The sequence below is a fragment of the Pseudomonas sp. TREG-RG-20F-10-E-6-01 genome, from assembly GCF_022662455.1.
In the GTDB taxonomy this organism is placed as follows: Bacteria; Pseudomonadota; Gammaproteobacteria; order Pseudomonadales; family Pseudomonadaceae; genus Aquipseudomonas.
The window spans coordinates 1,256,323-1,269,701 of the sequence record NZ_JAKNQP010000001.1; the positions used below are offsets into that span (position 1 = coordinate 1,256,323).

10 protein-coding genes, 1 tRNA gene and 1 pseudogene are annotated in these 13,379 nt (G+C 56.6%); 4 read left to right on the plus strand and 8 right to left on the minus strand.

Annotated features, from left to right (window positions below; genetic code table 11):
- Positions 1–13: 13 nt before the first annotated feature.
- Both sctV and L8K08_RS05985 read right to left on the minus strand, forming a co-directional pair.
- Positions 14–2,107, minus strand: coding sequence for a type III secretion system export apparatus subunit SctV (gene sctV / locus L8K08_RS05980; protein WP_242194909.1), 2,094 nt, complete (start codon positions 2,105–2,107; stop codon positions 14–16).
- On the minus strand, positions 2,104–3,159 hold the full coding sequence (locus L8K08_RS05985; RefSeq protein WP_242194910.1) for a TyeA family type III secretion system gatekeeper subunit: 1,056 nt from the start codon (positions 3,157–3,159) through the stop codon (positions 2,104–2,106). The genes sctV and L8K08_RS05985 overlap by 4 nt, the downstream gene beginning before the upstream one ends.
- 262 nt (positions 3,160–3,421) lie before the next feature.
- On the opposite strand from L8K08_RS05985, the gene L8K08_RS05990 reads away from it, so the two are divergent.
- The 3 genes from L8K08_RS05990 to L8K08_RS06000 all read left to right on the plus strand — a co-directional run bounded on the left by L8K08_RS05990 (position 3,422) and on the right by L8K08_RS06000 (position 5,881).
- The gene (locus tag L8K08_RS05990; RefSeq protein WP_106578536.1) at positions 3,422–3,973 is read left to right on the plus strand and encodes an RNA polymerase sigma factor; all 552 of its coding nucleotides are present in this window, start codon (positions 3,422–3,424) and stop codon (positions 3,971–3,973) included.
- A gap of 442 nt (positions 3,974–4,415) precedes the next feature.
- Positions 4,416–4,492: transfer RNA gene (locus tag L8K08_RS05995), tRNA-Met, on the plus strand.
- A 165-nt stretch (positions 4,493–4,657) separates the two neighbouring features.
- Positions 4,658–5,881, plus strand: coding sequence for a tyrosine-type recombinase/integrase (locus L8K08_RS06000; protein WP_242194913.1), 1,224 nt, complete (start codon positions 4,658–4,660; stop codon positions 5,879–5,881).
- 59 nt (positions 5,882–5,940) lie between these two features.
- Here the strand turns inward: L8K08_RS06000 and L8K08_RS06005 are convergent, their stop codons facing one another.
- From L8K08_RS06005 to L8K08_RS06020, 5 genes and pseudogenes are all read right to left on the minus strand, one after another.
- Entirely contained in the window at positions 5,941–6,279 is a 339-nt protein-coding gene (locus L8K08_RS06005; protein WP_242194915.1) for a hypothetical protein, read from the minus strand.
- Positions 6,276–7,256: an integrase domain-containing protein gene (locus tag L8K08_RS06010; RefSeq protein ID WP_242194917.1), complete on the minus strand. Its 981-nt coding sequence runs from the start codon at positions 7,254–7,256 to the stop codon at positions 6,276–6,278. Before L8K08_RS06010 ends, L8K08_RS06005 begins: the two co-directional genes overlap by 4 nt.
- Positions 7,240–7,582 (minus strand): annotated as a pseudogene (locus tag L8K08_RS30335) (hypothetical protein). The gene L8K08_RS06010 and the pseudogene L8K08_RS30335 overlap by 17 nt, the downstream one beginning before the upstream one ends.
- Entirely contained in the window at positions 7,569–8,975 is a 1,407-nt protein-coding gene (locus tag L8K08_RS06015) for a YfjI family protein (RefSeq protein ID WP_242194919.1), read from the minus strand. Before L8K08_RS06015 ends, L8K08_RS30335 begins: the two are co-directional and overlap by 14 nt.
- 1,069 nt (positions 8,976–10,044) lie before the next feature.
- Positions 10,045–10,581, minus strand: a complete 537-nt coding sequence (locus L8K08_RS06020) for a LasR-specific antiactivator QslA (RefSeq protein WP_065950575.1) — start codon at positions 10,579–10,581, stop codon at positions 10,045–10,047.
- Between the two features lie 529 nt (positions 10,582–11,110).
- Between L8K08_RS06020 and L8K08_RS06025 the strand changes: the two genes are divergently transcribed.
- Positions 11,111–11,443, plus strand: a complete 333-nt coding sequence (locus L8K08_RS06025) for a hypothetical protein (RefSeq protein ID WP_065950574.1) — start codon at positions 11,111–11,113, stop codon at positions 11,441–11,443.
- Between the two features lie 435 nt (positions 11,444–11,878).
- Here L8K08_RS06025 and L8K08_RS30250 read toward each other — a convergent pair whose 3' ends face one another.
- The gene (locus tag L8K08_RS30250; RefSeq protein ID WP_277933505.1) at positions 11,879–13,183 is read right to left on the minus strand and encodes a PAS domain-containing protein; all 1,305 of its coding nucleotides are present in this window, start codon (positions 13,181–13,183) and stop codon (positions 11,879–11,881) included.
- Positions 13,184–13,379: the final 196 nt, after the last annotated feature.

The window sequence follows — 13,379 nt, forward strand, 5'->3', positions numbered from 1 at the left end:
GCTGACTGGCGATTCATGCCAGCGCACCGCGCGCCAGCTCATCCTGGGTCAGGTCAAAACGCCCCAGCACTTTCACCTTGGAGGTGCTTCCCAACTCGGCAAAGGACAACACCGGCACATGGTTGAACTCTTCCAGAAGCAGGGTGCGCAAGGGACTGCGCAGGTCTTGTGCCACCAACATCACACTTTTGCTTGTGGCGCGTAAGGTGAAGGCCTGGTTGAGAAGGTTGATCAACGCGGCGCTGCTTTCGTTATCAAGCGCAAAGAAAACCCCGGTCTGCGTCTGACGCAACGCCTCGCGCAGGATGTTTTCGGTATGGGGCGACAACAGCCAGGCGTGCAGGCCGTCTTCCTCGCTGTACTGGTGGAAAATCTGCGCCTTGAGGGCAATGCGCGCGTAGTCAGCCAGCGCTTCGGGCTCGCGCTCATGCTGGCCGTACTCGATCAGCGACTCGACAATCAGCCGCACGGCACGCAGCGGCACACCTTCGCTGGCCAGGCGTTGCAGGACCGCCGAAAACCGCGAGAGCGGCATGATGCGTTGCAGTTCCTGCACCAGTTCCGGCTGGTTGTGCTCAAGCCAACTGAGGATCGATTTACTCTCCTGGATCCCCAGGAACTGCGGCCCGCTGAGCATCATCGCCTGCCTCATGCGCTCAATGATCAGGCTCGTCGCGGTAAAGCGTTCCAGCTGCGGGTCATCGAGCAGCGGATCATCAGGCGCCAACCACACCCAATCCTGTTCATCGCGGTCGGCCTTGCCGGGTATTGCGTGCTCGGGTTCAACCGCCAGCGCCTTGCGGTCCACGGCCAAATGGTTAACGACCGAGGCCTTGACCATCGGCACTTCATGCACACAAAAGCGCATTTCATCGGCGGCCAGGGCGTCATCCAGTTCGACTTCAAACGGCGGCAAGGTCAAACCGATATTGGCCACCAGTGTGTTTCGGGCCTGGCGTATCCCGTGGATAAGCTCGGTGACCTCTGGGGTTCCGCGCAGAACCGGGGAAAACTGCAGCAAGTAAGGTCGCGACGGATCAAACCCGCGCAAGTCTTCATCACCGTTTTGCTCCGGGCGCACGGCGTCCGCGGCTTCGGCGGCCGGCTGTTCTTGTCGTTGACGCTGGCGCATCAAGTAATAACCCAGGCCGCCGGTGACCATCGAAATCAGGATAAACACCAGAGTGGGCATGCCGGGCACCGCTGCAAACGCAAGCATCCCCACCGACGCAATCATCCAGCTCTTGGGTTCGCTGGTCATTTGCCGGGCAATTTCGGCGCCCATGTTACTGATCCCCTTGCGCCCATCCGGAGCCACGCGGGTGATGATCATGCCGGCGGTCAGGGAAATCAGCAGCGCCGGAATCTGTGCAATCAGGCCATCGCCGATGGTCAGCACCGAATACAGCCGTATCGACTCGGCGGCGCTCAAGTCGTGTTGAAACATGCCCGTGGTGAAACCACCCAATAGATTGACCACAACGATGATCAAACCGGCGACGGCATCGCCCTTGACGAATTTCATCGCACCGTCCATGGCACCGAACAACTGGCTCTCGCGGGACAATTGCTCACGTTTGTCCCGCGCTTGCGTGCCGTCGATCAGCCCGGCACGCAGGTCGCTGTCGATGGACATCTGTTTACCCGGCATCGCATCCAGGCTGAACCGTGCCGCCACCTCGGCGACCCGCTCCGATCCCTTGGTGATGACCAGGAAGTTGACCAGGGTCAGGATCAGAAAGATCACCATCCCCACCGCCAGATTGCCGCCCACGACGAAATTGCCGAAGGCCTCGACGATGTCGCCGGCGTCCTGTTCCAGCAGAATCAAGCGCGTCGTGGCGATCGACAGCGCCAGACGGAACATGGTGGTCAGCAGCAAAATCGATGGGAACGACGAGAACGCCAAGGGGCCTGGCAAATACAGCGCGAGCACGATCAACAGACAGGATATGCAAATGTTGAGTGCGATCAGAATGTCCACCAGCCAGGTGGGCAACGGCACGATAAAAATAAACACGATGCCCAGGATCACCACTGCGCCCAGGACTTCGGCACGTTGTGCCATTTTGAGCAGTACAGCGTTGATGGCTGACAGTGCAGTCACGCCGACGCCCCCAGGTCGCCGGCAAACTTGATCGGGCCGCGCTCGATCCGCTCCAGTTCCCCCATCACGGCCAAAAAGCTGTCCAGCGCGCCCTGGCGGGTTCGACTGTCAGGCCACAAGGCCAAAGGCAACTGCCGGACCAGAGGGTAAAGCGCGTTGAGAACAATCACTTGCCGGGGGCTCGGGCCACTGCCCAGATCATGCCCAAGTCGCAGGATTTCGCCCGCATCGATGCCGCTGCCGGCATACCCCAGCAGGCGCTGCAAAAGACTGATGGCGTCGTAGCCGATGCCCAGGCGCTGGATCAACGCGTGGCAACCGGCCAACACGGTGCTCAGTTGCCCACAGCTTTGCAGGGCCAGCAACAACGTGCGCAATCGCGGCGTGGTCATTGACGAAACCAGGACCGCGATGTCGTCAGCCAAGGCTTTGCGCATGCTGATGAGCCTGACGGAAAACGTATCGCCGCCGTATACGCCCAACAGTGCCTGCATCATCGTCGCCAGGGATTGGCGCGTGGCCACGCTGGCGTAATAAAGCGCGCGCAGCGCCTGGCGCTCCTGCGGATCACCACCGGCCTCCATCAACGCCGTGGCGAATTTGAGGCCCGCCTGGATCTCCCCTTTAAAGCCCACCGCCAGCATGCCAATAGCATCCCGCGCCAAGGCAGCTTCGGTGGGGCGCACATCATTGTCCGCCTGGGCTTCCAGATGCTTGAGCACCACGTAGGCACGTGCGGGGTCGCCCTCGGCGAGCTCTACCAGCTTGTCGACACTGGGATGCTGCTGCAATTGCTGCCTGAACCGCCGCGAAATAGTCGCCAGGGACTCCTGAGCAGGATGGCCCAACTGCTCATAAAGTTGCGCAAGCTGTTCGGAGGGGGGCACGCGAATCGACACCGAGCGCTGAGCGCGGTTGTTGGCAATCACTTCCTGGTCGAAGAGCGAAGCAAGCTCATCAACCTTCGCGGGTGCGGGCGTGGAAACAGGCGCAACGGCAGATTGATCCAGGCGCTGGGCAGAGGGCGCATCTTTAGGGGATTCGACTTTCATAAGCATGCCAAGACGGGAAGAGTGTGTCCCTATGTGGCAATGCCTGCCGATACGGTTCCATCAGAACGCGGCTATCGAGACGTTTGACAAGACCGGCACAAAGCCTCGGCGCTTTTTGCAAACTACTGCGCAATATCTCTCCATTTCAAGATATTTACCCTTAATAATCAGCTAGTTACGAGATTTTTTCATTTGGCACACCCAGTGCTAAAGGGGTTTCCATCGAACTTATTTCGATAGCGTCTACCCTGAGGAAAAAAACGTGAATATCCCAATTGAAGCTTTAGCGCACCTGGTTGGCAGCTCGCCTCAATTCATGCTCCAACTGACGGACGACCAACAGAAAAAACTCCGGCGTTTTATTCATAAACGCGTACTCAACCCCGAAGATGCAGACGACATACTGCAACTGACTTACCTGGAAGCCTGGCGCAACAGGGAGCGCTTCAGTGGTCAGGCGAGCCTCAGTACCTGGATGTGCGGGATTGCTCAGAACCTGGTACGCAACCACTTCCGCCGCCTGTACGCCAAGCCTGTGCACTGCGAATTCGATGAATCGCTGTGGCATGGGCAGGAGGAAACCAAGAACCTGGATTGGCAGTTCGAGATCAACCGCCGACTGGAGAAAACCCTGACCGCCATCGACCACCTGCCCACAGAAATGCGCAAGACGTTGTACGCCTCACTGGAGACCGACGGCAGCTACCAGGACACCGCCGACGTGTTGGACATACCCATCGGCACCGTTCGCTCGCGCTTGTCACGCGCGCGCGAACACCTCAAGCGCGTCACGCATAACCCGTCGCAACCGTAAGGTCCTCTAGCGGGTAATCGTTGGGCGGCAGGGATATCTGCCCAACCGAATTTTGCTCCTTTCATTCACCGCGACGCGTTCACCAACCGCCCGAACACCCCACTCCCTACCGACTGCCTCAGCGCCAATAACCACCTCAGCGGCGAAGACGCCCTGCCCTGCCTCTCCCACCTGATCCTCAGCGCTTGCGCTACCGTTCTCGACTGCGGCGCCATCTCGCAGCGTCACGATCAACGCCCTAGGGCATCTGCAGAAAATCACCACGACCGTGATTGATCGCTTAATTGAAAGCCTGCGCCCACACACGGCCCGACAGGCGGACGAATGACAAGCCACTCGTCGCCAGAACTGACGATTCCGGTTAAACAATTGAAAGCGTAGAAAAAATCTCGATAAAAGTGCTTGACGCATTCCCGTTCTACGCGAATAATGCGCGCCACTTGGCTACATAGCTCAGTTGGTTAGAGCATAGCATTCATAATGCTGGGGTCCGGGGTTCAAGTCCCTGTGTAGCCACCAAGTACCGATTTATAGAGATCCAAGGATGTCTATGAATCACCTCAAGAAGCCCGCCTCGTGCGGGCTTTCTTGTATCTGGACGTCCAAGCTGATCCATCCACAACCTTCACATCCTGTATGCCCCTGTGTATGCTTCAATAAAAATTGAACTGGAGGCATACACGCATGAAACGCAGCGATATTAAACGCCGTCCTCTCTCCGATACTGCACTAGTCAACCTTGCCCCTGAAGTGGTGGCCTACCGTGAGCTAGACAGCTCGGGGCTCTATTTTAGAGTAAAGCCTAACGGGCAGAAATCGTGGGAGTTGCGCTATAAGAAGCCCGACGGCAAATGGTCGTGGCTCGGGCTAGGCGGTTATCCAGAAGTCAGCGGCGCCCTTGCCCGGCAAAAGGCTGCCGAATTGAGATCAGATGCAGCAGAAGGCAAAAATCCGATAACCGCCAAGAAAGCTAGAAAAGCTGCGGAAGTAGCAGCAACAAACGAAACCTTTGAAGCCCTCGCTCGTGAATGGCATACATCTCGCTTGGGTGGCTGGGATGTCGGCACAGCAAAAAGAGTCCTTGGAGCCTTGGACCGTCACGTATTCCCTCTTGTCGGAAAACGTCCCTATGTTTCCATCATGTCGATGGAATGGATGGAGCTTTTGAGAGGGCTCGAACGTCAGGGCATCCTCGAGCAGATGAGTCGCGTGAGGGCTTACTGCAAAGACATCTACGACCTGGCTCGCGTAACCGGCAGGGCTATGAACAATCCTTTAGAGGGGGTTCATAAATTTCTGTCATCAGGAAAGGCTGAGAACTACGCCCATGTCTCCTTGGAAGAACTTCCCACACTGCTCAGAGCAATACGATCATACCCTCACGCCAAAGATGTTCAGCTTGGCCTCCAACTGCTTACTCTCATGGCTGTCCGTCCCAGCGAGCTTCGAGAGGCATACTGGGCTGAGTTCGACTTTGACAAACGGCTTTGGACCATCCCCGTTGAACGCAAAGGCCGTAAAAAGGGGCGTGAACACCTTGTGCCACTCTGTAAGCAGGCATTAAGCGCTCTTACTGAACTACGGAAAATCACGGGAGCGTACCCATTGCTGTTCCCTGGTCGAAGTGATCGAACCAAGCCTCGCTGCGATACCGTTTTTCTGATGGCGCTAAGGCGCCTTGGTTACGAAGGACGACAGACCGGACATGGCTTCCGTCATATTGCAAGCACTGTCCTCAACGAGCACGGCTTTCCAGCGGACCACATTGAAACACAGCTCAGTCACAAGCCGTCAGGTGTCCGAGGGATCTATAACAAGGCTCAGTATCTGGAGCAACGTACGACAATGATGCAGTGGTACGCCGATCATCTTGACGGGCTTGAGACAGGAAATACCAGAGCCGTGTAAAACTACGGCCTCTTAGCTTCTTGCCCAGTGAAGTGCGTCCGCAGAGCGTAGTGATAGGCTTAGCTTGAAGTCGACCATTTAGGTTGCGGGATGCCACAGCTTGGTGAGCACTTATCCAAATTGAGCTGAATGTCAGCTTTGATACTTTCACGCCGCCTACGAATTAGAGCTGTTGTTAACTCATAATAGTAGACGGTAGCTGGAGCTGAGCAACGCAGGTGGTGCTGCAGAAACCACCTCACATGTTTTTCTTTCCAGGAGTATGGAGTCGCGCAACCCCAGCGCCGACCAATTGCCTCTTGCATCCTTTCCGCTTGCCTGATGTGCCGCTGCCGCGTGGCATGCGCACCTTTGAGCACTGGACTCAGAAACAACGCCATGTCGAACGCGGATGTCATCGCCGACCTCCGATGTAGGCACTCACCACATCGATGCGGTTATGTCCCAACTCATGGCTGATTTGCTGGCGGGCTTGCCGATCAAGCTCTCGATCTTCTCGATGGCCACGACCGCCATTGACGGGTGCCGAGAAGCCCGTCAGTTGTTCATAACGCTCACAGGCATAAGCCGCACGCAGCTCATGAAAGCCTTTCAATCCATGCTCATGCAAGATGTCACGTGCCGATCGCACAACTGACTGCATAAACTCTTTGTAGCTCTCGTTGGGGGCCAACAGGTTCCGACTGCGACCGGGTGAAGCCTCCCAGGCCCTATCCAAGGCGCCACGAATTTGATCAGTAACCGCGATCCAGCGCGGTGCTGACGTGCCTGATCGACCGCCTTTGGTGCCGTCCTGGATGTTGAACTTGCCCAGTTGCCTGGCCTCTCGTTGCAGTCGGGGCAGGTCCGCCAGGATAGCTTCACGCAGACGCATGCCGGTCTCCCGGGCCAGGTGCACAATTGCGCTTACTCGTTGCTGACCGCGCTCTGACAACGCCAGTGCGATCTGCTCGACCTGCACACGGTCTTGTCCTTGCGGTGCCTCACTGCGCACGCCTGAGCGCTGCAGGCCCAGCGCCTTGCTCGGACTCGGGATTTTGACGTACTGATCACCGCGCAGCGCGGCCATCGTTCGGTTCACGCTGGACAGTCGGTTCTGCGCGGTGGCAATGCCCACGTTGCCCTGATCAACCTGCTCCCGCACGTGGACGGCGTACCGCATGAGGATCTCGCGGTCTATCTGGCGCGCGTCGTTGACCCTCGGTCCTTCATCGGATCGACACCAATGCACGAACGCCTGCCAGCGATCACTATGGGCTTTGACGGTAGCAAAATGGCCGTCGCCAAACAGGTCTTTCAGTGCTTGCGGTCCGGCGTAGCTGAGTTGGCGACCAAAGCCAAAATTACGACCCGCTCGCTTAGCGACCCGAGCCATTTTCCTGCTCCTGATCGACTGCCGCGAGCTCATAAAAAAGGGCTCGCCAGTGTGCATTCACAATAGCGAACTGGGCCCAATCAGTCGGGCGGAAACACAGCGTGTTGCCGGCGACGTATAGTTGCGCGCCCTCCTTTTTCAACCATTGGATTATGGCTGTCGTCGAGGTGCTAGCTTTACGGGTGATGGCGACACCGGCGACACCGGCGACAACCCTTGCCTTGTCTGGCTTTGAGCGTGGCGACACTCGCGGCGACAAACCGCACTTTCGGTTCATTTTGGCGCTGAGCCAGATGGTTACGCAGCGCTTCATCAAGATTGAACATGACGCACCTCGAAGGTTTGGCCATCGGTGATCAACCACTGATGATCAATCAACTCGACCAGCAGCTTGGCCGCATGACGGCTGCTCTTGCGGGCAAAGCGAGGACCGTTGCGATTCAGCTCTCGAATACTGAAGCGTTTCCAATCCTTGACCTGCAGCCAGCGCAACAGCCGGTCCGCCTCTTCTTTTACCCTGCACACCGGCTCCTGCTCGGTCAGGCGCTGGATCTCGGTGAGGTAGTAGCCAACTAAGGCCGAGGCCCGCTGGATATGGTCGACCTCCACGACACTGCTCTCCTCCACAACGGCCAAAATGCCGGCGACGCGCAACAGGTTGTCGGCGGCCTTCGAACCGCTGGGCCGCACGCTGGCCAGCTCGCCAAACTCACCCAGTTGAGCTTCGATAGCATCATGCAAATCAATCCAGCGACGACGCGCCAGCGGACTGAGGCTCAGATTTAACAGTTGCAAGGCTCCGTCAGCGGAAAGTGACCAAGGCTGATAAAACAGAGCCGAAAGGCGGTGATGATAACGCCTGAGGGCGGCGTCTTTGGACAAGTCGACAGCCTGGTAGCCACGTTGCCCGGCTAGACTGGTGGGCCACGTCATCAAGCAGCGCCCGAGAATGCCTTGCCCCTGCAGCAACGGGTCACTGAGTAACTGCACGGCCAAATACGGTTGCAGCATAAGGTGCAGGCTCAAGCGTCGGTCATAGGCTCGCAAGCTTTCACCAACCATGGAACGCGCGCGATCTATCGGGCTGCCATCCCAGAGTGACGACAAGGTCGTGACCGCTTTCAAACGGTTATCCCGACTCATGGTGCTGCTGCCAAGGAATTGTCCACCCTCATCACAGAACAGACCCATGCTCGGCAAGTCATGGCAGAGTCCCTTGATCAGGGCCTCGATAGTCGGATCCGTGGTGATCAGCCTAGGTGCTGAGGGCTCCGCTTCGAGCGACATTCCGTTTGCGGGCTCAGAATCGCCAGGCTTGATACGCTGCGCCTGTCGCTGTGCGGCACGGTACCGGACAAGTTGTTCGCGATAGCGCTGCCACTGTTCACGCTCCCATTGCCGTGCTGGGAGCAATGCACATCGATCCACCGCCGTTTTACGATCCCCTGACGCGGCCACCGTGATCAGGTACAACGACAGGGGATAATGTCTCCCATCGAGCTGTAAGCCCGCATGACCTTGAGTGGCCAGCGCCGAAGCAGCCAACACCGATTGTGCAGCCAATGCCTGGGGCACCCCGATGACCTCGGCCATGCGTTCGACTGCAGGCCCAAGAATCCCACCCAGTGCCTGCACCGGATAAGGCGGGGCCACGGGATTCGACTCAATCAGCAGTCGAGGTGGTTGTGGTAGTTCAAGCTTCGGATCTAACTGCTGCATGGGCCCTCTCCTCGTTCATTGCTGGTTGTCCTCACGTAGTCCCGCCACGGCTGTTGAGTGTTATCAGGGATCAAGGCCCCTGCGGCCTGTGAGGTGTTCACTGACGTGGAACGAACGGCTCCTTACGACCGGGAGCAAGGGCATGACCCCATGAATCTGGCCTCCTTAGTCGCATCCGAAGATGCGGGCGGGTAGAGGCTGTGCCGACTGACGAGTTCGGCACCTGGAGATCCGGAGTAAGAGAAGGCAACGACATGGACACCTGGGGCATGCCTGACTGTCAGTCAGATGCTGCCTTTCCATTGGCTGCGGCACCGGTGCCTGTGTCGTTGCGGATGGCGACGAATCGGATTTGTCAGGTCGATTGTCACGAGGAGAGTTGCGGCAATGCCCTGTACGACGTGGCTTGCAGCAGTGGTACGAGCGCCCGTCTCTTTCCAGCAGAAAGAGACGGGCAAGGTCTGGCGCAGCGAAGTGTGCCAAGAGGTGAGGTTGCTGCAATGCAGCGAGGTAGGTCCATCGTCGGCCGCAGGGGGCAGATTGGTCGAGTAGGCATCCATCACTCTTGGGGAGTGACCGTGCGAGCTGCCGGACACTAATCGCACTTGGGGAAGAACCACCACGCGAGGGGCGTAGCCTTAAAGGTTCTGGCTACCTGGGCAGGTGCTGTCAACGACAGCGATCCGTGCACCACTTTTTATACCCACTCGAAAAGGTGGTCAAGCGTCACAGCCAACGCGCTGAGAAAGTGGCGACTGTCGCCACTTCTGTCGCCATGCCCCAGACCACGTTATACGTGGGTTGTCGCCGCCGTCGCCGCTGTCGCCACACCTACATCCATGCCCAACGAAAAGATTCGGACACATACACTGAATAACGTTGCGCTCGATGGAAATCGGGGGGAAATACTGATGGTGAAAGTAGGCGTGGTGTGAATTAAATTTGAGCATGAAGGGTGGAACGCGGCGGCTTCCAGAAAAAGCGAGTGAACCCTCCGATCGGCACGATCAAAGATCGCTTGATCGGAGGGTTTGGCGGGAAAAGCAAATCTCAAACGTCAATTACAAACTCAGGCATCGAAGCGGGTTGATTGGGAGGTGACGGCCTCACGTCGCATGATCAGCGTCTGCTGCAACCGCAGCAAAAAACCTGCTTCAAATGCCTCTTGTGGATCACCTGGACGATGACGTTTTCGGTTCTGAGACAGCGCCCACCATAACGGTAATGATGAGCCCTCAAGCCAAGTCTCTGCGCAACGAACGCCCTCCTTGATTACCGGAGCGAACTCATCGCCCCACGGAGTTTGGATCGCGGGAGCCCCTTCAACTGACGGGACAGAGACATATTCATGAATCTGTTGATGGACGCTTTGAGCTGGGATGCCAGTCAGATTCCGGAACGCCCTGTCGTACAACACCGCGGCGTCATCCAACAGCTCTACTGCCAGCTCAACGTCTTGCGGAAAATGAAGCAGAATACTCTGGGCTCCGTTAAGCCGGAGAGTGGCAGCCTGCCGCAGTTTAATCGCAGCATCTTCAGGGGTAAGCACTGAAGTATCGATGCTGTTGGGTTTGGGGAGTCCGATGAGAAGCGAAAGATCAAACATCACGGAGTCCTCCGAGATAGTTTGCAGCCTGAACCATTTGGCCGGGGTGGCGCACGAGCTTAAAAGGGGGACATGCCATTTTCCTTATCTCCTTGGTTTGATTAAGGAATGCCATCCACCGTTGCGACACGAATGGGTGGCACACCGTACAGGGGTCGCAAACCGGAAACCAAGGAACCCGGCCAGGCCGAAGCCTGCCCTGCACGGTGCGCCATAGAAAAGCAGCAGCTAGCACTTGAAGTGCTGACTGTGCGATATGGCACATACCGCGCCTTGGTTTCGATTCAGGTTGCGACACCCGGTCGCGGGATTGACCGCGACGGAGCAAAGCGTAAATGTGAAGCGGCGACAACACAAGCATGAGTGTCAATAAGGCTGCATTCGAACAAGCGCTCTGAGCAGAAACTCACGCACGTTCGGATTTAGTGGCTATGGCAAGTCAGATACCACGTCAAGCCTTCTTATTTCCGACGCTGTCCGCAGTGATAGAATCGAAAACGCTATACACGACCCCCTCTTGAGAAATGGTATGACTACAGAGCTGACGGAAGAAGAAATGCGTCGGGCGCTATTCGGTGCGCCAGAGGCCCCTGCATCAGTGATCGACACCCATGAGCAAGACACTGCACCAGAAATCGTGATCGCGGAGCAGACAAAGGTAGTGAAGAAAAAGAAACTCTCAAAATCCTTTACTCCCAGATTGAAAGTCACACTGAGGGTGGGGAATGAATTCGAAGGCAAGATGCACGAGATCGTACATGAAGCCGATACGCTCAGTTCTCTAGTTGCAGAGCAAGAAGCTACAAAGTTAGCCAAGAAAAAATTCAGATTTGTGGAAGTTATCTCGGTCAAGTCGATGTAAGCGGGCACGCTAACGTCCGATTAAAGGGCATTTCATCCCTGCGGCCCGCCCGGCCGACAAGTTCATGTGAAGTGAGGGTCTTAACCTCGATTACCGTAGCCGTTCGCAGGCTTCAAAGCTAACGGTCAATCTAACGTTTCAAGGCATAACGGAACTACCAGCCTCCCCCGCTGACCTCGGTCTACGACGGGCAGAAAACGGCCAGAAGCGGACGCTGATGACATGTCACCTCCCGGAGGTCATTCAGGGCTCTACAATAATCAGCAACGATACAGAGCGCCCTGAATAAATTCCCAACAGATGGTTCATATCTGGATGGGTAATGGATGCTTGAGCTCACTGCCGTTGGTTGTCTACTGTAATTTACTTAGTACGTACCGAGGCAGCGAGCAGATGGGCGAATATCGCCCCAGCTTGGATTAAACAGAGCAGTAGTTAGCGGGCGATCATTCCGGCAGCTTGTTCGGTTGCTTCTGTAGTGCGAGTCGCGAGCTTGCGAACCTCGTCGGCAACGACCGCGAAGCCACGACCCGCTTCGCCAGCGCGCGCGGCCTCGATCGCCGCGTTCAGTGCCAGGAGATTTGTCTGGTTCGCAATGCTCTGTATAGTCCCAACTATCTGAGACAATTGAGCGATGTTTTCCTCAAGCGTCTGCTGATGCGCGACCTCTGCCTGTCTTAGCGCTTCCTGCTCGTGCTGCAGATGGACATCCACAAGGGCCCCTACCACCCGAAGCGGCGAGCCGGAGGCGTCGCGCCGAGTCTGACCTCGAGCTCTGAACCATCGATATTCACCGCTCTTCATCTTTAGCCGATACTCGATATCAAAGGGCGTCCTCCCAGACCGGTCGTTCAGGTGAGCTCCAAAGGCTTTTAGGCTTTGCTCCTTATCATCCGGGTGCAGCCTGGATGCCCAGCTATCCAAGACATCAGGGAACTCCTCCACGGTTTCAAATCCAAGCAATCGTCTGAATTGAGGAGACCACCAGAATGGGTTCTTTGGATTTACCGGGTCACCCGCGATAACTTCCATATCCCACAAACCGTCCGAGAGCATTTCCCTGGCCAGTTCGAACCTGGTGATGATCACATCGTGCTCTTCGTCTCGCTCAAGCTGATCATGGATGTCACGCAGAGAACCCGCTACGCGTATAGGCATACCTCGATCATCCCGCAGCGTTTCTCCTTGTGCATAGAACCAGCGGTATGAGCCGTCCTTCATCGCAAGCCGATTTTTCACCTTGTAAGGGGTGTGCCCGGATTTATCGTTCAGATGGCGGGTGAAAGCGTCAAGAGTGGCTTGCTTATCCTGCGGATGCAGGCGATCAGCCCAACTCGCTAGAACATTTGGGAAGTCGCGCTCATCGCTGAACCCCAGAAGGTTGCGTAGTTGCTGAGACCACCAAAAACGATTTTTAAGATTCACGGGGTCGCCGGCGACTACCTCCATATCCCACAGCCCTTCGCTGGAAGCGCGGTTCACAAGGTCGAATCTGATCTCGTGTGCAGAAGCGGACGATGCTGCGTCGCGAAGTAGCTCACGAGCTGCTTCCAATTCCTGCTCAAGCTCCTGTATACGGGATCTGGAACTGCGATCGAGTGAATCAAACGTCCTCCAGGCATCAAGGACTGCAACTGCTTCAGCGCATCCGTCTACTTTTGGCGGTACACCGCGAGTAATCGCAGTCACCAATTGTTTTATCGCGCGACGATCACGGCGCATTCCAAAGAAGGTAGTCATGGTAATTGGACTCATAATTGTTGCGGGCCCTATCCATGGCACCTCGCCACCTATATCGTCACTGAAGAAAAAAGCTGTACACAAATTTAAGTTTGTACACGTTCTTTTTGTATGAATTGCCCCTGAATGAGCAAATGTGTCAACAGACCTCGTTTAAAGGTCGCTTGTGGTCGGTTTCTACCTTTAGTGATCGGCA